The sequence below is a fragment of the Butyricimonas paravirosa genome, assembly GCF_032878955.1.
Classification (GTDB): Bacteria; Bacteroidota; Bacteroidia; order Bacteroidales; family Marinifilaceae; genus Butyricimonas; species Butyricimonas paravirosa.
The window spans coordinates 3994907-4019586 of record NZ_CP043839.1 but is presented as its reverse complement, the minus strand read 5'-3'; the positions used below and the strand labels follow the sequence as shown (position 1 = coordinate 4019586).

At 39.7% G+C, this 24680-nt stretch carries 20 protein-coding genes; 11 read left to right on the top strand and 9 right to left on the bottom strand.

Going from position 1 to position 24680, the window contains the following annotated elements; all coding sequences use genetic code 11:
* The first annotated feature begins 121 nt into the window (after positions 1 to 121).
* The 6 genes from F1644_RS16325 (at position 122) to F1644_RS16300 (ending at position 11250) form a co-directional block, all read left to right on the top strand.
* Positions 122 to 715, top strand: a complete 594-nt coding sequence (locus F1644_RS16325) for an RNA polymerase sigma-70 factor (protein ID WP_118305534.1) — start codon at positions 122 to 124, stop codon at positions 713 to 715.
* Positions 716 to 821: 106 nt separating this feature from the next.
* On the top strand, positions 822 to 2066 hold the full coding sequence (locus F1644_RS16320; protein WP_118305533.1) for a FecR family protein: 1245 nt from the start codon (positions 822 to 824) through the stop codon (positions 2064 to 2066).
* Positions 2067 to 2101: 35 nt separating this feature from the next.
* Positions 2102 to 5416, top strand: a complete 3315-nt coding sequence (locus tag F1644_RS16315) for a TonB-dependent receptor (RefSeq protein ID WP_118305532.1) — start codon at positions 2102 to 2104, stop codon at positions 5414 to 5416.
* A 24-nt stretch (positions 5417 to 5440) separates the two neighbouring features.
* On the top strand, positions 5441 to 6904 hold the full coding sequence (locus F1644_RS16310) for a RagB/SusD family nutrient uptake outer membrane protein (RefSeq protein ID WP_209279553.1): 1464 nt from the start codon (positions 5441 to 5443) through the stop codon (positions 6902 to 6904).
* A gap of 140 nt (positions 6905 to 7044) precedes the next feature.
* A complete protein-coding gene (locus F1644_RS16305) occupies positions 7045 to 8067 on the top strand; it encodes a hypothetical protein (protein WP_118305531.1) in 1023 nt (340 codons plus the stop codon).
* A gap of 12 nt (positions 8068 to 8079) precedes the next feature.
* The gene (locus F1644_RS16300) at positions 8080 to 11250 is read left to right on the top strand and encodes a S41 family peptidase (RefSeq protein WP_118305530.1); all 3171 of its coding nucleotides are present in this window, start codon (positions 8080 to 8082) and stop codon (positions 11248 to 11250) included.
* Positions 11251 to 11372: 122 nt separating this feature from the next.
* Here F1644_RS16300 and F1644_RS16295 read toward each other — a convergent pair whose 3' ends face one another.
* On the bottom strand, positions 11373 to 12965 hold the full coding sequence (locus F1644_RS16295; RefSeq protein WP_118305529.1) for an ABC-F family ATP-binding cassette domain-containing protein: 1593 nt from the start codon (positions 12963 to 12965) through the stop codon (positions 11373 to 11375).
* Between the two features lie 487 nt (positions 12966 to 13452).
* Between F1644_RS16295 and F1644_RS16290 the strand changes: the two genes are divergently transcribed.
* Both F1644_RS16290 and F1644_RS16285 read left to right on the top strand, forming a co-directional pair.
* Positions 13453 to 13629 (top strand): hypothetical protein, encoded by a 177-nt coding sequence (locus tag F1644_RS16290; protein WP_158572066.1) that lies wholly within the window; start codon positions 13453 to 13455, stop codon positions 13627 to 13629.
* Entirely contained in the window at positions 13626 to 14108 is a 483-nt protein-coding gene (locus F1644_RS16285) for a nucleotidyl transferase AbiEii/AbiGii toxin family protein (protein WP_118305528.1), read from the top strand. The genes F1644_RS16290 and F1644_RS16285 overlap by 4 nt, the downstream gene beginning before the upstream one ends.
* A gap of 520 nt (positions 14109 to 14628) precedes the next feature.
* On the opposite strand, the gene F1644_RS16280 is transcribed toward F1644_RS16285, so the two are convergent.
* Both F1644_RS16280 and F1644_RS16275 read right to left on the bottom strand, forming a co-directional pair.
* Positions 14629 to 14976 (bottom strand): HepT-like ribonuclease domain-containing protein, encoded by a 348-nt coding sequence (locus F1644_RS16280; protein WP_168044472.1) that lies wholly within the window; start codon positions 14974 to 14976, stop codon positions 14629 to 14631.
* A complete protein-coding gene (locus F1644_RS16275; RefSeq protein ID WP_013613503.1) occupies positions 14960 to 15256 on the bottom strand; it encodes a nucleotidyltransferase family protein in 297 nt (98 codons plus the stop codon). The genes F1644_RS16280 and F1644_RS16275 overlap by 17 nt, the downstream gene beginning before the upstream one ends.
* A gap of 363 nt (positions 15257 to 15619) precedes the next feature.
* Between F1644_RS16275 and F1644_RS16270 the strand changes: the two genes are divergently transcribed.
* Entirely contained in the window at positions 15620 to 15799 is a 180-nt protein-coding gene (locus F1644_RS16270) for a hypothetical protein (RefSeq protein WP_168044473.1), read from the top strand.
* Positions 15800 to 15908: 109 nt separating this feature from the next.
* Here F1644_RS16270 and F1644_RS16265 read toward each other — a convergent pair whose 3' ends face one another.
* The 5 genes from F1644_RS16265 to F1644_RS16245 all read right to left on the bottom strand — a co-directional run bounded on the left by F1644_RS16265 (position 15909) and on the right by F1644_RS16245 (position 19951).
* Positions 15909 to 16265, bottom strand: coding sequence for a hypothetical protein (locus F1644_RS16265; protein ID WP_189021508.1), 357 nt, complete (start codon positions 16263 to 16265; stop codon positions 15909 to 15911).
* 13 nt (positions 16266 to 16278) lie between these two features.
* Positions 16279 to 17118: a leucine-rich repeat domain-containing protein gene (locus tag F1644_RS16260; protein ID WP_168044475.1), complete on the bottom strand. Its 840-nt coding sequence runs from the start codon at positions 17116 to 17118 to the stop codon at positions 16279 to 16281.
* 400 nt (positions 17119 to 17518) lie between these two features.
* On the bottom strand, positions 17519 to 18571 hold the full coding sequence (locus tag F1644_RS16255) for a DUF3871 family protein (protein WP_168044476.1): 1053 nt from the start codon (positions 18569 to 18571) through the stop codon (positions 17519 to 17521).
* Between the two features lie 251 nt (positions 18572 to 18822).
* Complete coding sequence (locus tag F1644_RS16250; RefSeq protein WP_168044477.1) at positions 18823 to 19254, bottom strand: JAB domain-containing protein; 432 nt, start codon at positions 19252 to 19254, stop codon at positions 18823 to 18825.
* 217 nt (positions 19255 to 19471) lie between these two features.
* Positions 19472 to 19951, bottom strand: a complete 480-nt coding sequence (locus F1644_RS16245) for a hypothetical protein (RefSeq protein ID WP_018339015.1) — start codon at positions 19949 to 19951, stop codon at positions 19472 to 19474.
* 285 nt (positions 19952 to 20236) lie between these two features.
* On the opposite strand from F1644_RS16245, the gene F1644_RS16240 reads away from it, so the two are divergent.
* A complete protein-coding gene (locus F1644_RS16240) occupies positions 20237 to 21631 on the top strand; it encodes a KAP family P-loop NTPase fold protein (RefSeq protein ID WP_168044478.1) in 1395 nt (464 codons plus the stop codon).
* 20 nt (positions 21632 to 21651) lie between these two features.
* On the opposite strand, the gene F1644_RS16235 is transcribed toward F1644_RS16240, so the two are convergent.
* Positions 21652 to 22587 (bottom strand): response regulator transcription factor, encoded by a 936-nt coding sequence (locus tag F1644_RS16235; RefSeq protein ID WP_168044479.1) that lies wholly within the window; start codon positions 22585 to 22587, stop codon positions 21652 to 21654.
* A gap of 932 nt (positions 22588 to 23519) precedes the next feature.
* Here F1644_RS16235 and F1644_RS16230 point away from each other — a divergent pair.
* On the top strand, positions 23520 to 24518 hold the full coding sequence (locus F1644_RS16230; RefSeq protein ID WP_168044480.1) for a hypothetical protein: 999 nt from the start codon (positions 23520 to 23522) through the stop codon (positions 24516 to 24518).
* Positions 24519 to 24680 lie beyond the last annotated feature (162 nt).

Here is a 24680-nt window from a genome sequence, read left to right as displayed (position 1 = left end):
CGATCGGAATGATGCTACCTAGGAATACTTATTTCCCCTTCATTTTTCATTACAACTTAATTATTTACTCATTATTATCAAATTTTAGTATATTTGTATCCAACCTAATATATAAATCAAGATGCGGGAGCATACTGAACAGCCGGAATCAATCTATATCCTTCAACTCCAACATGGAGATAAAAAGAGCTTTGAAACTCTTTTTAATCAATATTACATTCCGTTAGTAGACTATGCCTACCGTTTACTACATGACCGGGATGCGGCCAAAGATATTATTCAAGACATATTCTTTCAACTATGGGATAAGCACTCTGACCTAAATATAAAAACCTCCCTGCATTCCTACCTGTATAAAATGGTTTACACCAAATGTATCAGTTCTATACGCCACCAAGCGGTGATTCAAAAATATATCGAACATTCCATGCTAGACATTTATTTCCAAGAACTGATTCAAACACCGGAATCCGAACTAGAATTAATAAACAAAGATATAAACCATTTTATCAACGAAGCAATAGACCAGCTCCCACCCCGTTGTAAAGAAATTTTTATTCTTAGCAGGATCGAACACAAATCGCATCAAGAAATTGCCCGACAATTAAATCTATCCACGAAAACAATTGAGAACCAATTAACAATTGCTCTTGCCCGCCTACGTAAAGAGCTTGAATGGTTACTCGTAGCCATTCTTTTCTTTAAACATTTTTAACTATTATTTTTTGGGGGATACTGAAATTCAATGCGTCATATCGTTAAATGACTCATTAATGAATCGGCATTATGGGTGATTCATAGATTTCTTTAAAATTTCAGTTATGCACGACAAAGACAATAATATAAAAAATGGTGATTTCGATCAAAAATCTACCCCTGACAAATCATCAAGGCCTTCCCCAACGAACGACTTTGGGACGCAAAACTCCATCGAGGATATGCTATTTAATATACTGAATGACACGGCATCCCCCGAAGAATTTTTGACATTTAAAGAATGGATCAAGGATGATTCACACGAGAAATATTTCCAACAGTTCAAACAGCTTTGGAACGCAACCACCCACGCATCTATTTCCGCACAGGAAAAAGCAAAGGCATTCCGGCAATATCAAAAATACATTTTATCGACGCCACACGGGAAACGCCACAACTATCTTCGCCAAATTCCCAAATATGCAGCGATCATCATTTTTTCTCTATCTATCGGGTATTATCTTGCCACTCAACAGGAATCGCCCGTACAGCCATTACCTTCCGCACAAATACAACATTTCCAATCTCCTACACTTATACGTGCAGACGGTTCGATAATTAACCTGATTACCACAGATACGACTCTTCAAGAAAAAGATGGAACACAATTACACCGATCCGGAGATCGCCAGATAAGATACCAGAAAAATAATAGCGTTGCCACTCAAGAAATTTACAACACGTTAAATATTCCTCGCGGGGAGCGATTCAATATCACGTTAGCGGATGGAACCAAAGTATGGTTAAACTCCGAAAGTTCCTTGATATTCCCCGTGAACTTCGTGGGCAAAGAGCGAGTCGTGCAACTCACGGGACAAGCCTATTTCGAGGTGCAAAAAGACTCACTTCATCCGTTTATCGTCAAGAGTCGTAACTTGGAAACACGAGTTCTCGGAACCTCTTTCGATATATGCTCTTACCCAGATATGGCAGAAACCAGTATAATCCTTGTCGAGGGATGTATTCAAGCAACCGCTTATCATAGAAAAGCCATTCTCCACGCGGACCAGCAACTCACGCTAGATACCCTACAACAAAAAATGTCGATCACGGACATTGATGCCAAGTTAATGACCCAATGGAAAGACGGCATTCTCCGCTTGGACAATCAAAATTTTAACGAAATGCTGGACAAACTATCTCGATGGTATGGCATCACATTTGTCAACAACGCCTCGATCGATTCCTCCGATCGTTTCAATGGTAAATTCCATCGGGAAGACATTCAAGAGGCCATGCACATCATCTCATTAAGCGCCAATATCACTTATACCATAAAACAAGATACCATTTTTATTCATCCGAAATAAAATCCACAAATACAAACTAACAAAATGACAAGCCTATGAAAAAAAATCAAGCACAAGGACATCGTTCCTCAAGGATTTTCAGGATATTCTTTATTTCCTGGATGACATGTATGCTCTACATTATCCCCTACCCGTCCATGGGGCAAGACAAAGGCATCACGTTGAACATGAAAAATGCCGAGGCGACACTCATATTCCTCAAAATAGAGCAACAGAGTTCTTACAAGTTCTTCTACAAAACAGAGCAGATCAAACAATTGAAGAACATCTCCATACAAGTCAGAAACGCCCCGATCAAAAACGTTCTGGACGAAATTTTCAACGGAACAAATTTCACGTATGAAACCACCGGGGAACAGATCGTTGTTTTAGAAAAGAAAATAGAAAAGAAAGAATTGATTACCGTCACGGGAAACGTGAAAGACACGAAAGGAGAAACAATTATCGGCGTTGCTATCGTGATCAAAGGAACCACGTCCGGCGTGGTGACAGACATCAACGGGAACTTCTCCATCAAAGCGGCCCCGGACAACATCTTACAATTCAGATTCTTAGGAATGAAGGATAAAGATCTACCGATACCTGCAAATCACCAACTTAATGTTATCATGGAAGACGACTCGCGGGTCATTGAAGAAGTTGTCGTGACCGGATACGGGGATTTCAAAAAATCATCCTACACGGGATCGGCTTCCGTGGTAAACATGGATAAAATGAAAAGTCTCCCGGTAGTGTCCGTTACCCAAATGCTGGAAGCCAATCTCCCGGGAGTATCTCTCTATTCAAACTCCGGACAACCCGGTTCGAACGTGAGCATGAGAATCCGCGGTATCGGCTCGTTCAATGCATCCAATGAACCCTTGTACGTGCTGGACGGTGTTCCGATCACATCGGGCAACATGAGTAGTAATGACATGAACACGGGCGGACTTGGCTTTATCTCCACGTTAAACCCGGCCGACATCGAAAACATCACGGTTCTGAAAGATGCCGCTTCCGCCTCGCTTTACGGGGCAAGGGGAGCCAACGGGGTCGTTCTGATTACCACGAGAAAAGGATCACAGGGGAAGACAACATACAGCCTGAAAGCCAGCTACGGTATTTCTGATCTCGCTTACACTTTTCGGGAAACCATGGGAGGAGACGAACGCCGGGAATTAATCCGGGAAGGTTATCTCAATGCTCAGCTAGATGAAGGGGCTACCCCGGAAGCCGCGGCAGAATACGCGGACCAACAAGCTGACATTTACGCGTCAAAACCGGCAAACGGTTATTCCGACTGGTTTGACGAGCTATTCCGCAAGGGCCACCAGCAGAGCTATGATTTCTCCGCAATGGGTGGCAACTCGAATACTCAATTCGCCGGAAGTATCAGTTATACCAAACAGGAAGGTGTGTCCATTAATTCGGGATTCGAACGCCTGGGAGGACATTTCAATTTTTCCAACACGTATAAACGTTTCGATCTGGCCATGAACGCCCTATTATCCGTCACCAAATCCAAAGCGACGCCCGAGGGACAGTGGTATTCCAGTGCCATGTACACGTCCAAGTACAGCTTGACGCCTTCTGTCCCGATCTACAACGAGGACGGGACGTATAACACGAATATCCCGTTAAACGGCAATCTAAACCCTCTTTACGAGAACACAATCAACGATTACTACACGCAGGTTGCCCGAACATTCGCATCACTCGAAGCCGGGTACACAATTATCAAGGGCCTCAAATTGTCCACATCATTCAACGTGGATTACACCTACACGAAAGATTTCCGTTACTTCTCCCCGCTCAGTTCCGACGGACTTGCCATGAATGGACAAGGAGATATGTGGATGGTTGAAAATATCCGGTACAACTCGAATACCCGGTTAGCATACTCCAACTCGTTCGGTTTACACAACGTCGATGCGACCATCGCCTACGAGGTACAACACTGGGATCACGATGACCTTTTCGGAGAGGCTAAAAATTATGCGAACACGAAAAACAATACCCTATCGAACGCCTCGACACCGGTATCCGTGGGCCAAACCAAGAAGGGAGATGCCATGCTGTCCTACGTTGCAAGCGTAAACTATGACTACAATCAAAGATACTATTTGAGTTTCAGCTTCCGTAGGGATGGTTCCTCTCGTTTACAAAAAGATAATCGTTGGGACAATTTCTGGGCTCTCTCCGGCTCGTGGCGTATCTCGCAGGAAAACTTCATGATGAGCCTCTCCTCGTGGTTAACGGATGCCAAGATCAGATTATCTTACGGTGTTAACGGAAATATTCCCGTTTCCCTGTACGGATTCTACGGTTCTTACTCCACGAGCTGGTCATATAACGAGAAACCGGCCATGGTAGAATCGGTCATCGCCAATGATAACCTGAGTTGGGAGAAGAACTATTCCCTGAATTTCGGCATCGATTTGAGTTTATTCGATCGAGTGAATATTTCATTCGACTACTACAAGAGAACGACAAAAGATTTATTACTAGATCGCCAAGTAAACTCAATCACGGGCTTCGGTACGATCCTCGATAATGTCGGAGAAATGGAAAACAAAGGTTTCGAGCTGGATATAAAATCCGTCAATATTCAAAAGGCAAACTTCTCGTGGTCCTCAGCCTTGAACATGGCATCCAATAAAAATAAAATCATCAAACTGGCAGACTTATCCGAATTTTACGCTGCCAACTATTACATCCGCAAAGAAGGTTATTCCTATGGCACAATTTGCTTGAGAGAATATGCCGGGGTCGATCCGGACAACGGGAAACCGATGTATTATTCCAATCAAGAGGGGAAGGACGGAGTACGTTCACGAGAAAAAGTGTATGACCCGAACGACGCAGCATCCATCCCGCTGGTAGATATCTACCCGAAACTAACAGGAGGTTTCACAAATACATTCCGGTATTATTTCGCAGACCTGTCTTTCAACTTCTCATTCTCGCTCGGCGGACATTCATACGACGCTGCCATGTGGGCATTACAGGATGACGGACACGCGGCAAACACAAATAAAAGCGTCGAGTTACGGAGACGCTGGCAGAAACCGGGAGACAAGACCGACATACCCCGATACGTGGCAGGACAAGAGTACGGTGGCTGGTGGCATTCTTCCAGAGGGATACACAGCACGGATCACCTGAGATTGAAAAATTTCACCCTAGGAATCTCCGCACCCAAACGTTGGACCGATGTTCTTGGTCTTTCGATGGCACGTGTTTATTTCTCCGGGACCAACTTGTTGACGTGGGCTTCTTATGACCAATACGATCCTGAATTAACCGGAACCGTAGAGTTCAATGTTCCCCCGTTAAAGACGTATGCTTTCGGTATAGAGATCGGATTATAAAACTAAACTTTAAACGTGAAAATTATGAAACGACTATTCATTATATCTTGGATCACCCTCCTTTTTATATCCTGCGGGGATGATTTCTTAACAAAATTTCCAGACGATGCCGTCGTCACTGAAAATGCAATCACGACAATTGCTGAAACTCAAACGGCTGTTAACGGTCTCTACGCACTCATGGCTTCTCAATACTATTATGCAGCCTCGCTCTATTTTTACGGAGAAGTAAAGGGAGACGATATGCAATGCCTGTACATTTCAGGAAGAACACCCTACACCATGTATACTTTCGACCAATCAACCCAATCGACAGGGAACGGAGGGCTCTGGGGACGTCCGTGGTACACGATTCGTAATGCCAGCAATATCATCCAAGCTATCGATAATAACAAAATTACCGATGCCCAAAGCGACCCGGACCAATTGAACGATTACAAAGGGCAGGCTATAGCGATTCGCGCCCTAGCACATTTCGACCTATTACGCACCCACGGCTACCCGTATGCAAAAGATCAAGGAGCTTCTTGGGGAGTTCCTATTCTGGATCACGCAATTTCCTTAACGGAACAACCCATCCGTAATACTGTCGCCGAATGTTATGATTTTATTATCAAACAATTGAAGCAAGCGATTCCCTTGCTTTCTTCCGAGAAAAACAATGGACAGATCAATGCCTACGCGGCACAAGCCCTGTTAGCCCGGGTATATTTATATCGCGAACAAAACAAGGAGGCCTTCGAAACGGCGCGAGACTTGATCACGGAACTAGAAAAAAATCGACAATACTATTTGGCCCCCCGGAACAACTATGCCGCTCAATTCGCATTAAACAACAAATTCGGTAGCGAATCACTGTTCGAAATCGCTTTTTCCGCCTCGGATAACCCGGGCCGTGATGGACTCGCATACAGTATGCACTGGTGGGGATACGCAGACATCGTTGCAACGAAAGACTTCGTGGATCTCATGGCCGAAGACCCGGATGACATACGCTGCCAATTACTCGATCAAGTTTATAACGGGCAAGAGATAGAACAAAATATCCGTTACTGGCTAATGAAATATCCCGGCACCTCTTACGGCGTTCCTTCCGTTGAAAACAATTACATGGTATTCCGGCTCTCTGAAGTATATTTGATTGCAGCAGAAGCCGGACTGAAAGCGGGAGGCGAATACAGAAGTCCGGCATTAAGCTATCTAAACGACATCGTTTCACGTGCCAACCCGGATAAATCTGTCAGCGATGCTGAATTTACACTGGACAGGGTCCTGAAAGAACGCAGGAAAGAACTGGTTGGAGAAGGACATCGTTATTTCGATGCTCTACGTAACAATCAGACAATTATCCGTAAAGGTGGTTGGCATTTAGACGGGATCCCGGAAGAAATCAACTGGGATTACACAAAGTGTATATTGCCTATCCCCAAAGAACAATTCCAAATGAATCCGAATATGCAACAGAATCCGGGATATTCCAGAGAATAAACTTTCACTCGAAATTGTGGTTATCGGCATCAAAGATGACGGTATAAACAAAGCATCAATTGTAGGTTCCCGGGAAGTACAAAATCACTTCCCGGGAATTCTTGACACATCCGTAACGACCTGATCTAACAAATCATCCCATGAAAAAGAATACTTTATATTTCCTGAGTTTCATCACGGCAGCATTTCTCTTTTCTGCCTGTCAAGATAAAGATGATAACGAGACTCAAGATTTATCAGGAACCGATATGCTCACCTTCTCCGTCAACGGTTATTCGGGAGAAGGGATTATCGACACCGACAACAAAACGATCTATTTACAGGTCCCGGTTTCAATCAAAAGCGGTACCAATCTCTGCCCCCGCTTCACCCTTTCCGAAGGAGCAACGGCCACGGTTAATAATCAAGAACAAATCAGCGGAAACAGTAAACAGGACTTCAAATCTACCGTTACCTACACCATAACAGCCGGCAACAAAACCGATCAGTCCCAATGGAAGGTGACGATTACCAACAACGACCATTCTATCCCCTGGGGACTCGGCTATTTTATAGCGGAGGAGCATTCCAATAACGGTAATTCCTCGAACGGCTATTACCTCCAACAACACGACACGGGACCATATTCCAACGACAACTGCGGACCGACATGTGCGGTCATGGCCGCTTTATGGACCGATCCTTCTTTCCCCTACTCGGTTGAAGAAGCAAGAAACGAATTCCCGAAAAGTACCATCGACGGCTCCATTCCCTGGTACCCTCAAGACGTGCAAGCCTATTTGAACCACCACGGCATCACGACCTCCATGATAACCTTGGAGACAATAGAAGATAAATTCGTCACGCAAATCACGAACGAGCTAAAGAACGGGCATATTATCATTATTTGTCTTGATATGCAATACGTGACATTCGATAAGAATGGAAACTCAGAATACCATATCCATAAATTCTATAACGGAACTATCGGGCATTTTCTTGTCGTTAAAGGCTACAAAATCGTGGATGGCACGGTATGGATGGAGGTTAACGATCCTTGGGGAATGAACCTGAAATACGCGGACGGTTCCTACAAAGGCAACAACCGGTACTATCGGGCAGGAGAGCTATCCATCGCCACGTCTAAACACAACACAAATGCAATTATTATATTCTCAGAATAAAACATTTCCGATATGATAAAACCATTATTCCTTTTACTGGTAGCTTTGCTATCTTGTATGCTCCCTACTCTCGGAACATCGCAACATCCTTTATGGATACGCTACCCGGCCATTTCTCCAAACGGTCAGACCATCGCATTCTCGTACAAAGGTGACATTTACACGGTCAGCATCTCAGGAGGGCTGGCCAAACAATTAACCACCCACCCCGGATATGACTCGCATCCGATATGGTCCCCAGACGGCAAACAGATCGCTTTTCAATCTGACCGGGAAGGAAGTCAAGACATTTATATCATGCCCGCACTTGGGGGAACCCCTTCCCAACTTACTTTTCAATCTGGCTCGGAAATTCCCTGTTGTTTTAGCCCGGACGGGGAATCAGTCTATTTCACGGCATCCAACGGCTTTGACAAAGAATACGGACAATTTCCGTTCCCGAACATGCAACAACTATATCGTGTCCCGGCAAAAGGCGGCCGGATAGAACGTATTATCTCTCTTCCCGTGAACAACGTTTCAGTCAACCAAACCGACAATTTGTTTCTCTATCATGATTATAAAGGTTACGAAGATGCATGGAGAAAACATCACACCTCATCTATCGCCAGAGACATCTGGATCTACAACAAGAAAGAACGGAAGACACGCAAGCTATCTTCCTTTAAAGGAGAAAACCGAGAACCCGTATTTTCTCCTGACGAACAAGATGTTTATTATCTTTCAGAACAATCCGGTGATTTCAACATTTGGAAAATGTCGTTACAACATCCGGACACAACTATCCAGATCACCTTCCACGCAAAAAATCCTGTCCGATCGCTCTCTATCGCTGTAGATGGAACGCTTTGTTACTCCTTTGACGGAGAAATATACACCATCCGGGAAGGCGAAAAAGCTCGCAAAATAAATATCTCCATCCTGACGGATCAAGTAGAATCACGGGAGATATTAAAAAATTTCACGACAGGAGCGCAAGAAATTGCAGTTTCGCCCAAAGGGAAAGAGATTGCATTCATACAACGAGGAGACCTATTTGTTACCTCTGTTGATTATTCAACCACCCGTTGTATAACGAACACGCCCTCCCAGGAGAGGCAAATAGATTTCAGCCCGGACGGACGTTCCATTGTCTATGCCGCCGAGAGAGATGGCATTTGGAATATTTTCTGTTCCACGCTAACCAATCCCAAGGACAACGCATTCACGTATGCCACGAGCTGGGAAGAGAAACAACTCACCCATTCAAAAGAGGCTCCCTGTTTCCAACCCCAGTATTCTCCGGATGGGAAATACATCGCTTACATCGAGAACCGTACCACACTGAAAGTACTGAACTTGCAGACAAACAAATCCATTACCATACTCGACGGGAAGTACAACTATTCTTACGTTGACGGAGACCAATATTATTGCTGGGCCCCCGATAGCAAACACATTCTTGCCAGTTTTTTTGAAAACGGGGGGTGGAACAATTCCGACTTGGCCTTACTTCCCATCTCTGAAACCCGACCTCCGATCAATCTAACCCGGAGTGCATACAACGACAATACCCCCAAATGGGTGATGAAAGGAAACGCAATTATCTATCGTTCGGATTATAACGGGTACCGGAATCACGGAAGTTGGGGAACAAATAGCGATCTTTACATCCTTTTCCTAAACTCCACGGAATGGAATAACTGGAAGAAAACGAAGGAAGAACGGGAATTTTACGGACAAGATACCCTAAAAGACAAAAACGCACCCTTCGAGCTGGAGCATCTATCCGACCGCCTTCTTCGCCTGACGTGGAGTGCATCATCAGTAGGAGATTTCTATCTTACTCCTGATGGTAAAAAACTGTACTACTCGGCCCGATCGGAGGAAGGATATGACCTTTGGGTTCAAGACCTACAAGAACAGAGTACTCGCCTCTGCCTCAAAAACGGAGGTGGGCAACTTATTCCTCACGAGGCAAGTCATAAACTATTCATTCTGTCACGAGGGCGCATCCAAGTTCTGGATCTCAATTCCGGACAAAACAGACCCGTTACTTATAATGCAGACTTCAACTGGCGCCCTGGAGAAGAACGGCATTACATATTCGAACACATCTGGAAACAGATGGCAGATAAACTCTACGACCCGAATATGAACAACACGGATTGGCAATATTATCATGACACCTACCAACGTTTCTTGCCTCATATCAATAATAATTACGATTTCAGTGAAATGTTGAGCGAAATGTTGGGAGAACTGAACGTATCGCACACCGGAACCCGATATACCCGACAAGAAAACAATATCACAGGAAAACTGGGGGCTTTCTTTGACGAGAAGTTTCAAGAAGATGGCGTGAAAATAACCGAAATATTACACCAAGGTCCTTTGGATCTCCCGCAAAAAGGGGTAAAACCGGGCGTTATCATCCGAAGGATAAATAATAAACCCATACGAAAAGGACAAGATTGGCAACATCTGTTAAACCGAACTGTCGGGGAACGTACCCTACTAACTCTTTACGATCCTTCCACCCGCAATGAATGGAACGTGTTCGTCAAACCGATCGCCTCCGACCATGCCTTACGTTACAACCGTTGGATTGCACAACGCCGTTCCATCGTCGATAGTCTCTCGAACGGACGCATCGGCTACGTGCATGTCGAAGCCATGAACACCCCCAGTTTCCGCAGAGTCTTTTCCGAAGCGCTCGGGATGAACCGGAATAAAGAGGCAATCATCGTAGACACCCGTTTTAACACGGGCGGTTGGCTACATGAAGACCTGCTTACGCTATTCAGCGGCAAAAAATACATGGACATCTCTCCCCGCGGACAACACGTTTGTGTAGAACCGTTCAACAAATGGAGCAAACCTTCTATCTTATTAGTCAACGAGGGGAATTATAGCGATGGTCATGGATTTCCATACGGGTACAGGACTCTAGGTCTAGGAAAAATCATCGGAATGCCCATCCCCGGCACGATGACACTCGTGTGGTGGGAAACACAGCAAGACCCGACGTTGGTGTTCGGCATCCCACAAATGGGTATCAAGGCAAACAACGGCCAATACCTAGAACACCAGCAACTGGAACCTGACACCCGTGTTGAAAATGACCCAAACAAACTCCTGCAAGGAATAGACCAACAATTGGAACAAGCCGTCCGGGAGCTACTGAAAGAGATCAATCAATAGGACATTTGAAAAATACAAAAAGGAATAATCGGGGCGAATATTGATAAAGTTCAAAAGAGGTTTATGACAATAAAACAAAATACGAGAACCTAGTCAATATTCCCCCCGATACAATTGGAAATTTATACTTCTATATACCTACTCACTCCAATTTCATTCATAAAACTCCGGTCATGCGAAACAGCAATCACTGTTCCCCGATAATCCTTAATGGTCGAAATTATAATTTCAATATTCAATATATCCAGATTATTCGTAGGTTCATCCAACACAAATACGTCAGGCGTGTTATTACCGATCATCAGACAGCACAACACGAGACGCATCCGCTCTCCTCCACTTAATTTACAACAAGGTTTATCCCAGACCTCCCGGGGAAACAAGAAACGATTCAATCGCATCTTCAACTCATGCTCCGGGATATTCTGCTCGTTAAAACATTCTGCCTGCTCATAGACCGTCAAATTGTCCCGCAACAAAGAATACTCCTGGTCCACGTACACATATTTAAAATCCACCCGGCTCAACACGCCTTCCGTCGGCTCCAATTGTCCGAGTAGTAATTTTAATAACGTCGTCTTTCCCGAACCGTTTTTTCCATCCAGACCGACACGTTCTCCGCTCTTGATCTCGAAACAAAGCGCCTGTTTCCACAATAATTCCATGCCATAGCTGAAATTAACGCCACGAGCCGTGACCAAGGTTTTTCCCTCGTGTAATCGCGACGGGTTGAAATCTACTTTCATTTGTTCCACACCCGGCAAGGCCGCCCGGCTTTCCGAAAGAGTCGTGGAAATCGCATCTATTTTTCCCTCATGCACATCTCTCAAATGGGAAGTACACTTTTCCGCCTTATTCTTTAACGTATTCATCATAATCCGGGGAATTCCTTTCTTCAAACTTTGCTTTTCTCCCCGAACTTCCCGTTTCTGCTGTCGTTCTGCCGCATCCTTGGCAATCTTTTTAGCCAGCCGTAGCTCTTTCTGTTTCTCCTCGACCTGCTCACGCAGTGCATTCAAATGTATCTCTTTCTGCTCTTTATAAAAATCATAATTCCCACCATAAAGCACTATCCCTTTACGTTCCAACTCTAGCATCGTCGACAGCAAATTCAACAATACCCGATCATGACTCACCACGAGTACGGTTGCACTTCCCCGACAAATCAAATCATACAATTTCTCTCGACTCCCTCTATCCAAATGATTCGTCGGTTCGTCCAACAAAATCACCCCCGGTGAATGTACTTGAATCCCTGCCAGAAAAACCTTCGTTTTCTCTCCCCCACTCAGTGAAGACATCTTTTGATCAAGTTTCACGTTCAGTAATCCCCAATACTCCAACGCCGAACGACTCCGCTCCTCTATATCCCAGTCATCTCCTAGAATCGTGAAAGACTCTACATCAACACTCCCGCCAAGTATCGCGTGCAATGCTTCTATTTTCCGCTCCACCTGCAATGCCTCAGCCACGGTCCACGAATCGAATTGTCCCATGTGCTGCGGGATATAATAAGGCTTCTCCGAGACAATGATCTCTCCCGATACGGGTTGCAAATCACCCGCAATCATCCGCAACAGCGTTGACTTCCCCGAACCATTATTTCCAATCAACGCAACCTTACTTCCATCCGGAACCCGAAAACTAATATTCTGAAACAAAAGTTCCTTATCTGTATGGCTATACATAACCTGTTTCACTATAATCTCACTCATAAAACTTCAAATAAAAAAAATGAATACCGGATTGACTTATTTCGGGCGGAAACATGTACACGAATCTCTCACAAGTTCTTTTAAAAACTTGTTTTCACGTAACCTGTTCGGAATAACAAATGAATACTTTGGATGGTACACATGATTCCTAAATTAAAAGTCGGCACACTACAACTTCAAGACAATTGTATGCTGCACATAAAACAATTAATAAAACCCGCTGCTCCTATCACGTAGACTTTGGAGACTTTACCGGTTTTACAACCGACTTGTTTATTTAGACATCTTCATTCGTGTAAGTATTAAATTTATAGGGACAAAGATAGGAATTTTATTCAAATAAAAAAACAGTCACTCTCGTGGCTGTCTATTGACAGAGAATAGAAAGTAGAGAGTGTGTTTATAGAAATAAGGTACATTTTCAAACATGATGATCACCACGAACCAGAATATTTTGTAACTTTGTATATCAATCAACACGAGAAGCATGGAAATACGGTTTGAAACAAAGGCTGAAAGCCAAGCTAGACGAGACAAAGAAGCTAGGGAGAGAACCCCTAACGAGAGGTTCCTGTTCTTCTTGCGTTTAATGGTGGAGATTAACAAGTTTCAAACCAAGCGAGAAAAGCATAGTAATAACTTTATCCTAGAACGCAAGGTATGAGTCTCGATTTCGATGAAGATGTATGGATGTTCATATCCCTAGCCCAAAAGCACAACGTGGAGATGTTAATGGTCGGTGGGGGTGCTGTAAACTTTTACGGTTATCAACGCCATTCGGCTGATGTGGATTTTTGGATAGACACGACACCTTCAAACCTCGTGGCTTTACGAGAGGCCTTGAATGAACTTGGTTACGAATTTGATGATTTCCCAGAGGACGTGAAACGAGGCCAACAGAACATATCTATCAAGATCAGTCCCGTCATCGACATTGAATTGATCACATCCTTTAATCCTGGCAGAAGTTTCTCCGAATGTTACGAGCAAAGACTCACGGCAACAAACACGATAAACGGTCAAACCTTCTCTTACGAGGTAATCGCATTTAATGATTTAATTAATAGCAAGATCAAGGCTGGACGTCCAAAAGACTTGTACGACATAATAGAACTAAGGAAAATACAGGAAAACAAGAATTAAAGACATAAAAAAACAGTCACTCTCGTGGCTGTCTATCTGTCGGGGTGACAGGATTCGAACCTGCGACCCTCTGCTCCCAAAGCAGATGCGCTACATTTTTTCATGTGCATCTTCAAGGTTGCATTAGAAACTGATTAACAGCTACATATAAGCAAATCTTCTTATATCTTACTCTGCCTATTTTTCTTTGGTTTAAGCATCAGTTTAAACAAAGGCTAGTTAATACTATTAATGAACTCACTCTTATTTTATACTCAAATATAAACAACATATAGCTTATATACAAGCAACTTACCGCTAAATTATGGTGGTTGGGATATGATTTTTATACACATACTTCCTGTTATTAATTGGTTATACATTAAATTTCAACTTCATTTATTACTTAGCTTATGATATTGTTGTTGGTGAATAATATTTTTATTGGGTATATATAACTAAATCAGCTACAATTTTCCACCAAATAAAAAGGGCAACAGAAATGAATCCATTGCCAGTATATTTTATCTATGATGATATTTTATTCTAGTTCCCGTTTGTATAACTCAACCTTTTCTTTTAATGGATATAATTCTGTTTGAATTGTAGCCCACACCATTTCATCACTGATTTGATAATAACCATGTACCAAAACATGACGCATTCCAATTATAACTTTCCATTCAACTTCTGGATGCTTTTCTTTAAATTCATTTGTCAGTAAATATGCCGCCTCTCCAATTATCTCTAAATTTTTGATAACGGCAAAACGGAGTATCTTATTTCCCTTGTACTCGTCAAAACTGATACCTTTAGTAAACTCGAACAAGTTATCAATAGCCTCTATTATATGGGATAAGCGGTTAATATCTTTAGGCTTCTCTCTCATAGATCAATATTTTATCCTGTTCTGCTGATTCTTTAGCGAAATCTTTCAATTGTCCCTCTTCCACCAAATCAATTTTCTTGTGCAGAAGAGATTGTAAAGCGTTCACGATACCAATATACTTGAAAAGAGTAACATTAGCATTCTTGTCAAAGCGTACAAGTATATCAATATCACTCTCCCTTGATTCTTCTCCACGAGAATAAGAACCAAACACCCATGCTTTCTCAACTGGTTGTAGCGTGAAGAACTCTCTTAGTTTATTGATAATAGCTTGTTTCATATTTGCTCTTTTTGCAAAAATAGTGAATGTTGATGAGAAAACCATGATGTTACGAGCAACTAATGGTTAAATATTTGAGTTGGTGATTTTTCTACTGAATTGGCATATAATGCCTAAAATGAAGATAATTACTCACTAACTAAAATTCTGTTATGAGGAATATCTAAAATGCAATATTCTTTATCTTCAAAGCTGTCAACATAACAATAAATCAATATATTATCATACATATAAATATTTGATATTCTAGTATATTTACTTTGTTGTATCCTATTTGATAAGTACCTTTGTACATGTAAATGATTGGTCTGATGTGCTTTCCTGAATTAGATACTCTTTTGTTTGTTAGAAAAATTTGTTCCTATGAAATTACGTGAGAAAGGAAAAACCTCCAATTCAGAATGGTTTGGTGTAGAACATTATCGAATTTTCCATGAAATGGATTTATTCAGGCATGTAAACATGGAGAGATTAAAAATGTTATATCCTGAAATTTTTGGAAGTTCCAAACCGAAGCTTCTCAAGAAAAGACAGCGCAACTAAATGATTGAAGCCAGTACCTACAAGTGCTGGCTTTCTTTATTCGCACACAAAAAGGGATGACAAACCGAAGTCTATCATCCCTTCACACCATACTAGCACACGCTAACTATTATTTTATGATGTATATGTATCTTCGTGGATCGCTTTTTAATGTCCTCTCTTCGTCAATTTCAATTAATTCTTTTTCTACCATATCCATTAATTCCGTATCAGAAATCAAATGAATGGATGCAATATCGTTTTCCTTTTTTAAAGCGTCAATCAATTTCTCAGCCCAATAAGCATTCTTTCCATTCCTATCATCAATATGTATATCCACATATTTATTGTCTGCACAACCGAATGAGAATACTCCATTATTATCCTTGTTTTTCATTGGTGCCCATTCATTGCACTTGAAAAAAGATTTAGTTAATTCTATCGGTGTCTTATCTGATACTTTCCAACGAATCTCTATTGTGATCATTTTATCTCTAATATTATTCCACGTTTACAGTCCAATATTTATTTTGAGCAATTGTGATGTCACCTTTTGCATTATCTTTATACAATGTAATTGTTCCCTTATCTTTTCCACTTTTGCTAGGTAAGTTATTGTAAATAGAGTTCATTGCATCGTCATTGAAGTGATTATCCCCGCAAACTAAATTATGAAGATTTGAACAAGCTGTAATATCTAATGAAACTAATTGATTATTATCGCAATATAAGCGTACAAGTTTTGTACATTCATTAATATTCAATAACGTCAATTGATTATTGTGACACCTTAGATCTATGAGTTTTTGACATTTACTTGCATTTAAAGATGTTAAATTATTGGAGCAACAGTCTAAATAATTAAGTTCGATACATTTACTAACCTCTAAAGAAGTCAATTGATTGTCGTTACATTCTAGCCGATAAAGCTTTGTACATTTACTAATATCTAAAGAAGTCAATTGATTGCTATTACAAGATAAATGGACTAATGTCGGACATTTTGTAACATCCAATGCTGTAATAATATTTTGATTAGTAATATTCAATCCTATTTCTCCCTTACCTTTTATCGTAATAGAGTATGTTCCCGCATTGTAATAATGTTCTAAATATTCACGGTTTGCATCTGTATCACCATTTCCCCAATCAACAATGGTTTCTGTTGCTATTGTTTTGCCATTTTTATCGGTTAGGGAGGCAGAAAATTGAGTGCCGTTTTCTTCGACCTCAATTGTCATTTTAATCTCCCAAGGTGTCCCGTTGTCTTTTTCATCATCATCAGAACAAGCCACAAATACCGTAGCCAGTAACATCATCAATAAATAAATCTTTTTCATTTTAAACTGTAATTTATCTTTTACCCAAGATTCCCAGAAAGGTAAGTTATTATAAATAAAGAAGCATGGGAACTTACTAGATTATCTATCAGGAGGTATCGCCAAACACCTACAGGAAAATAAACAGTCATCCCATGCTAAACCATGTATATAGAGTTATATATACGGCAAGCATAGCATTTGTATCCTGCTTATCCTTTCCTGTAAAAATTTGGCGATTTTCCTGATAAGGATAAAGCTAAATGCTTCTATTTTACTAATATGTCTGTAACCCAGATGTTACTCTGGATAACAATACAAAGATAGATAAATATTAACATCCTACAAACGCTTTCAGGGATGACTGTAATGCAAAATTAGACTAATAGCTAGAATAAAAAGAATTTATTCCCAACGGTTTTCATTCAATAAACCATTTATAGGTGTTGTCACCATGTAACGCCCTATCTATTCCTTCCGTTAATTGCGTGGCGTTTAATGCCCTATCAAGGAAATTATCAATGTAACTACTTTTGTTCGCACCTGTCAACATGTTGTAGAATTTCCATAGATTTATTTCATTCTCTCCATGCTCCCTCTTGAAATTGTCATCGTTGTAATACGCTTTAGCCACCATGTTAATCTGGCTATCCGTCAACTCCATGCATGGTAAACGTTTCTTCTCTCTGGCAGGTAAACATTGATACAACCTGCTTTTACCCAAGAACTGTGCGAATTGATGTTCAGTAAGGTAAGAACCCGTGAAACTCTTCATCAATCGTAAATGCTTTTCCGCATCATAAGCCTGAAATAGTTTCATCACACCTCTAAATAGATCATGGCAACTCATCGCTCTTAAATCAGTCTGGAATCCATCAGTAAACGTACACAGGTTACAACATACCTTGTTCTGGAATCCAATAGCAACACTGAATCTCTCTGATGTCTTCTTTGAATAGAGGTTCTCCCTGTTATACGCCCTAACGCCAGTAACACATAGATTGACCCTGTTACCGTTTATAGATTCATAAATAGTTGGAATCTCAAATGCAAACGCCATTCTTTCATAATAGATGGTCTTGTCACTTTCCAGTAATTCTGCCACTGGTTTATATATGGCTTCTGGAATCCTACCTTTTATAACATGGCTAACCATTATATCAGGTTCATCTATGCTTTCCCCTCTAAACAATTCACTAGCCACCTTGTGCACTGTTTCAATAAATGCTGGATGAGATATAGTCATCTCGTTATCCTTGCTGAACACTGGCACGATACAATCATTCTTTAAATGCTGCATATCTACTGGCGTGGTGTTAGCCTCTATGAAATGCTTTCTCCTTTCCTTCTTGGTAGGTTCATTTACCACTTCATAAGGAGTGTAGGTAGGTTCTTCTTGCTTGACGTTATCACTGCCAAATAAAACTGGCAACAACCCTTCATTCTGGCTTGGAATTAATATTGCTGTACTCATAATCTAGTCTATTTAACGGTGGTGGAAATATTTGAAATTTCAGTTTATATATACAATTCATAAATTCTTCACCAACCTTGATTTATAATGTTCATTATCACTTTCACTTGATTTATTCATTCTCTAGCATCATGCCAGTTAAAAAATAGAACTGGAAATGTATTTATAGTTTACTTTCTATTGGTGGTGAGAATTATTGTCCTTATTGGCTATATATACCAATCCAGACAAAAATTCACCAACCTAAATTTTCATATCTTACCGTTAGCTGAATAGCTGTAATAACCCTCTTCATAGTAAAGAACGTGATCTAGCAAGTCTACATCTATATATGAAAGTGCGATCTTTACCTGTTGTACCAGTTCATCATCCTGTTTAGTTGGTTCTATATCACCAGAAGGTTGATTTATACAAACTATCACGCTTTTACAATTAGAGAGTGCTGCCAGTTGTACTATAAACCTAATATCCGTGATGTTGTAAGATAACGCTCCTTCATTGATTGTGGATATACCCAGTACTTGATTCCTTCCATTTAACAGGATAACTCTAGTTGAGATATGGTGTTCAATGGTAGCTTTAAACGGGGAAACCAGTAACTCGTGAACGTCTTTAGCGGTTACTATTTTATACCTTTTAGAAGGTTTGGTATTATTCCTGTACACCAGTTCCACTACTGGCACTTTTATCAATTCTTCTTTCATGATATTGTTTTACTTGATTTTTAATTTGAATACATTAATAGTAATGAAATTTAGAGAGTTGTAAGTTTATCAGGTTTGGCAATGGAGAGGAAAGATTTTTGTTTATACTGCCTGTTTAGAAAGTCAATGTTCTCTTCACTTTGGTATAACAATATCTTTCCCCTATCCACTGCGCTCCCTGTCCCTGTATCTTTTACTACTCTTCCAAGTAGGCGAATTTTTTAATCTGCATCTTTGTTTTAGTTCCAGCGTAAACGGCAGGAGTTTCAACCTGACCACACAACACTATGGTTTTGCCTTTAAGCGCTAGGATAAGCTGGTCTAGCATCATGTTCTTGGCGAAAGAGTAGATGAAACGTAACTTGTCACCATGTTTCTGTTCTATGGCAGGGTCACAGGGAATGTCATCTGGCGTGATGTCCCCTTTCTGGCTAGCACGGACGAGTTGAGTGTATTTAATCTCTTTCACCTCTTCCTCTCCCAAGGCACAAACCAGTTGTAATTGTTGAGGGTTTTCCCCTTTAAAGTCAATAACGGTCATTTCATCACCCACCTTAACGGGAGTGGGTAATACCGCCACCTGATTTTTAAACTTTTCAATCAACTCTGGATTGAGTTCAAGGGAATTGTTAGGTTGGGCAACCTCCAAATTTTGATAGTAAGTTTTCAAGTTCATAATTGATGAGTTTTTTAATTGATTAATTTGATTTTCTTCACTCTTGGGGTGGGGGTATAAATGGTTACACTACCCTAGCGTGGAACACTTACCAATATATAATGGCAACCTGAAATTGAAGGGGAGGGGTTGTTTTATAGAGGGTAGGTATATATGTTTATGATATAAGGCTTCACTCAATATAGATGGGGAAAATATTGCCATAGAATAATTACGATAAACAATAAGTATTCATTAAATTTGTACAATAAACAGCTATAAACACCACAATTCAATATAATTGATATGAAACATGAAGATATTGTTATAGATAAAAAAAATCCTTTCGCAAATTGTAAATTGGGCAGAGAGCCTTATGCAAATATTTTGTCATCAATAGTTGATAGCTATGCAAAGGGATTTGTGCTTGCAATTAATGGAGAATGGGGAGTTGGAAAAACAACCTTCGTAAAAATGTGGATGCAGAAGCTAAAAAATGAAGGACATAAAACCATATACTTCAACGCTTGGGAGAATGACTTTGTTTTAGAACCTATGGTTGGTATTTTAGGAGAGTTGAAATCATTAATAACCTCTGATCCAGAGAAGCGTTTTGATTCTATTTTAAAAGGATTCGCAAAGTTCTCCAATAAAATAATTCCAGCTTCATTAAAATTTGTTGCAAAAAGTATTGGTTTAGGGGGTATTGCTGATGTGATAGAAAAAGGAGGAGAAGCAATGGCAGCATTTTTTGAAAATGAAATAAGCAATTATGACCAAAAAAAGGAAAGTCTCCAATCATTAAGAAATGATCTTTGTAATCTTGTTGCACAAAACAATGGAGGTAAACCTGTTGTTTTTATTATTGATGAGCTAGATAGATGCAGACCAGATTACGCTGTGGAAGTTCTGGAAAAGGTTAAGCATTTCTTTTCAGTACAAGGAATAATTTTCGTGTTATCAATAGATAAAAAGCAACTCGGCAACTCTATTAGAGGATTCTATGGTAGTGAAAATATTAATGCAGATGAATATTTAAGAAGATTTATTGATATTGAATATAGTTTGCCAGAGCCATCTATTAAAGATTTTTGCGAGTACTTGTATGATTATTTTACCCTTAATGAGTTTTTTGAAAATGAGTGGAGGTGTACCTATGATACTTTTAAAGATGATAGCCTGTTGTTTAAAAGGATTTCGGTTATATTATCAACAGAAAAACATCTTACTTTAAGAAAAATTGAAAAGTTATTTGCGTACACTCGTTTGGTGCTAAAAACATTTCGTGTAGAAGGATGTGTTCTTCCTGAAGTTGTGTTCATGTTGATTTATTTAAAATACTATGAGAACGACTTATATAATGCTATCAAAAGAAATAAGTTAAATATTCATGATATTGTAAATCAGATCAATTCTATTTTTACTATTTCATTGAAAGATAAAGAACAGTACGAGTATCGAACTCTTATTTTTGCTATGGCGAAATTGATTTACTGTTACAATAATTCTTATAGAGGAACAGGATATTATCAATCATTATTCTCTAGAGAAAACGAAGAATTATCTTTTGATACTGGTGAGATTGACAAAAATTTTCTTTATTTGGCATTAGAGCATTGTGACCAAAAATATACTAGATTTGAATTATCTACAAAATCATTAATACAGAAAATAGATTTATTAGAATCATTGAAACAATAGATAATCCATATTATCTATAATTAAAGGTATAATATAGTCTTCTTTACTTCTTTTGGACTAGAAGCCCTCTCCTTGTAAACTTTGGTGTTTATCAACGAAGTAAGGAAATATTGTAAACTATGTATTTGAGGTGGCAGGTTAGGGCATAATTTAGGCAGGTTATATTTCAATGAATAATAGTTATAATGCTTCTTGGCATTTCTATCTCCATTTCTAACTGCCGTTTCCAGTTCCTCTTCTGGTTGATCGTACCTGTGGATACATAATACTTCCATTAGCTTGAAATCGTATGGAGGTGGGATAACATTCTTCTCTATACAATAGTTATATATAATATCGTATTTCTCTCTAGCTAACTTGTCAAAAGTTCTCAGTCCAAAATTACTTTTAGCATGTGGGGTATCCAGTATGATATTATTATCCGTGATAAGGAAGAAATTATTAACTTCCACCAGTTTATGATGCTTTACTGCCAAATCTATATATTTCTTTACCGTTTTGGGAGATAAATTTAATCGCCTAGCTATTTCTGTTTTGTTATAGTAAATAATATTGGTATTATTGATACATAAACATTTAAGTAGTACTAGGAAGGCTTTTGATTCATCAGGAATATCTTCCAGTAATAAATCTTTCTTGAACCTGACCCAGTTACTCTTTGGAATGTTTACATGATATGTAACAGGTGTGGTAAACTGTCCTTCATTGTTCCTGTAATTATACTCTTTACGCAGGAAGCCTAAATCTTCAAATTTGGCAGTGTACTTGGAAATGGTATCTACATCTTTAATGCCAGTAACCTCACGAAGTGTTTCCCTCAGTACATGGGATTCTCCTGTTTCGTAATCTGATTTAAAAAGTAACCATGTAAATGTATAAGTTTCATCTAGGTTCAGTTTACCTGCAATATCTCTCGTTATGATTCTATAATCCTTCTTTTCTTCTTCATTCGCCATTATTAATTCCAGTTTGAAACAACCATCTAAAAATGATCTATGGATTCACTGGTTCTACTTTTATTTAGTGGGATAGGCTGGCAAGCCTGTAACACCAGTACTAGTTATTAGTTTACTAGTTAATAGTATGTACCCTGTCAATTCCCTAAAAGCATACCCCGTCAAATCCCTAATTTTTAAATATTGATCTTCATGGTTGGATAATCTCTCTATTTCAGGTTGGAATCTCTGGTTACATGAAATACAGTTATATCATGTAGCTTTATAGATTAATCTTTAGAAGGTGGTAGTATCTGGATTCTAGTATTCTCATCTGGGACGTAGTATATTTTCCTTACTTTATCTACCTGTTTTTTAATCTTTTTCAGCCCTTTAGACTTTATCCAGAATCCTATGGATACCTTGTTATCTGGAATACCTGATTGTATGGCTAAACGCCTTAATCGCTCGTAAGTGTACATGATTTAATAGTTTGATTGGTTAGTACTGTGTATCTAAACTGGTGCCACTTGAAGACCAAAAATTACTCCTTACAGGTGGACTTGCAAGGAGTAACAGGATAAATCTAAATCCTTATATGATTGTTTCAAATGGTATACATTGATCTTTAAGATGATACAAAGATATTAAACATCTGGGATACCGACAAATAGAGTATAGGTATTCTTTAAAAATAGAGTTGAGATATGTATAAAGTGAGAATACTGAAGATAAGGGTAGCTAACAGGCAAGTTTTCAAGTTATAGATATGCTTGTACTGGATATATTCAGGTTGGTGAGTTTTTAACGGATCGGGTATATAACAGTAAAATGCTTCAAATTTTTCACTACATGATAAAATATTAACTGGGGATAATACCTGTTATTTTTCTTGTCACCTCTTTTAGGTAGGGGGAATATTTCCTACTTTTAAGCGGCTAAAAAGAATGATTATGGAAGCAAACGAGATGATTTTAATAGAAACGTTGAAGGATATTGAACCTGCATTAAAAGAATACTTCGCCTATAACAGGACAATGTTATATCCAGAAATAGAAAGAATGTATCTAGCCACGTGGGGATTCATGGGTAAGGTAGAGGATAAATACATGATAGAAGTTCCTAGCACGCTAGATGAACTGGCAACAAGTGATACCCCGTTTGATTGGCAACGTTACGCTCCTAGAGAGCAAAAGATGATAAAAGTGGTTGATACCTTAGCTTACATGACAGACAACATAAAAGGAATCCTTTTTGAAGATGATGGATTGAAAAAGAAAATAGAGGAGTTGACTAGTAAATTGCCAGATAAAAATAGGGATTCCATATTCTACACCCTCTGGATGCTAGCCATTATCTACAAGAAACATGAAGCGTTCAAACCTATCCTCGATCCAGAATTACTGGAAGAAACGTATAACATGGATACCTATTTCCAGCAAATAAGACCTGAAATGTTACAACTCTACCTGTTCCTTGAAAGGGATAAAAGGAAGAGAGATAAATCCATCACTTTAAGTAACAACCAAGAAAAGATTATCATTAATAATGCCATGGAGAGCTGGTTTACCAATCTCCTGGATTCCTACCTTCATATATACTTGGGAGTAAATTCCATTGAAGAAGCGGAAGAAGAATTAAAGGAAGTCTATTCACCGAAGAAAGGGCGTAAGGCAGATAACCCAGCACAGAATCTCGTGATGGTAGGGATATACCGTTTACTGGTAAACCGTTCTGGCATGGAGAGAAAAAGTGATATATATAAATTTATCCTCGATTACATGGAATTGATAGGACTGGTAAAGGATGAAGATAAACAAATCGACGAGAACTACATAAACGCCAAGATAGCTTACCTTGAAAAACATGGTTACAAACCAGAATGGATTCCTGTCTCACAAGGTAATTATAGAACCTCCCCTAACAATTCCTCCAAACTTTATTTCTGGTAGTATTACCACGTACATGCTTGATTCATAGCCAGCTAAAGAATACCCCTTGAACTGGCTATATTTCTTTATAATTCCCCTCCTTTTTTTGCCGCATTTTTGTCTTGGCGAACAAATTGATAAAGAGAGAACATCTAAAGAATAGACCTCTAAATGACCTCCATT

What these genes read in the sequence shown, in the direction of transcription:
- F1644_RS16275 (WP_013613503.1), bottom strand. Translation starts at nt 15,256, where the DNA reads ATGAAACAAGCTATTATCAATAAACTAAGAGAGTTCTTCACGCTACAA.
- F1644_RS16280 (WP_168044472.1), bottom strand. Translation starts at nt 14,976, where the DNA reads ATGAGAGAGAAGCCTAAAGATATTAACCGCTTATCCCATATAATAGAG.
- F1644_RS16265 (WP_189021508.1), bottom strand. Translation starts at nt 16,265, where the DNA reads ATGATCACAATAGAGATTCGTTGGAAAGTATCAGATAAGACACCGATA.
- F1644_RS16285 (WP_118305528.1), top strand. Translation starts at nt 13,626, where the DNA reads ATGAGTCTCGATTTCGATGAAGATGTATGGATGTTCATATCCCTAGCC.
- F1644_RS16235 (WP_168044479.1), bottom strand. Translation starts at nt 22,587, where the DNA reads ATGGCGAATGAAGAAGAAAAGAAGGATTATAGAATCATAACGAGAGAT.
- F1644_RS16315 (WP_118305532.1), top strand. Translation starts at nt 2,102, where the DNA reads ATGAAAAAAAATCAAGCACAAGGACATCGTTCCTCAAGGATTTTCAGG.
- F1644_RS16310 (WP_209279553.1), top strand. Translation starts at nt 5,441, where the DNA reads ATGAAACGACTATTCATTATATCTTGGATCACCCTCCTTTTTATATCC.
- F1644_RS16245 (WP_018339015.1), bottom strand. Translation starts at nt 19,951, where the DNA reads ATGAACTTGAAAACTTACTATCAAAATTTGGAGGTTGCCCAACCTAAC.
- F1644_RS16300 (WP_118305530.1), top strand. Translation starts at nt 8,080, where the DNA reads ATGATAAAACCATTATTCCTTTTACTGGTAGCTTTGCTATCTTGTATG.
- F1644_RS16325 (WP_118305534.1), top strand. Translation starts at nt 122, where the DNA reads ATGCGGGAGCATACTGAACAGCCGGAATCAATCTATATCCTTCAACTC.
- F1644_RS16255 (WP_168044476.1), bottom strand. Translation starts at nt 18,571, where the DNA reads ATGAGTACAGCAATATTAATTCCAAGCCAGAATGAAGGGTTGTTGCCA.
- F1644_RS16295 (WP_118305529.1), bottom strand. Translation starts at nt 12,965, where the DNA reads ATGAGTGAGATTATAGTGAAACAGGTTATGTATAGCCATACAGATAAG.
- F1644_RS16270 (WP_168044473.1), top strand. Translation starts at nt 15,620, where the DNA reads ATGAAATTACGTGAGAAAGGAAAAACCTCCAATTCAGAATGGTTTGGT.
- F1644_RS16320 (WP_118305533.1), top strand. Translation starts at nt 822, where the DNA reads ATGCACGACAAAGACAATAATATAAAAAATGGTGATTTCGATCAAAAA.
- F1644_RS16290 (WP_158572066.1), top strand. Translation starts at nt 13,453, where the DNA reads ATGGAAATACGGTTTGAAACAAAGGCTGAAAGCCAAGCTAGACGAGAC.
- F1644_RS16240 (WP_168044478.1), top strand. Translation starts at nt 20,237, where the DNA reads ATGAAACATGAAGATATTGTTATAGATAAAAAAAATCCTTTCGCAAAT.
- F1644_RS16305 (WP_118305531.1), top strand. Translation starts at nt 7,045, where the DNA reads ATGAAAAAGAATACTTTATATTTCCTGAGTTTCATCACGGCAGCATTT.
- F1644_RS16230 (WP_168044480.1), top strand. Translation starts at nt 23,520, where the DNA reads ATGGAAGCAAACGAGATGATTTTAATAGAAACGTTGAAGGATATTGAA.
- F1644_RS16260 (WP_168044475.1), bottom strand. Translation starts at nt 17,118, where the DNA reads ATGAAAAAGATTTATTTATTGATGATGTTACTGGCTACGGTATTTGTG.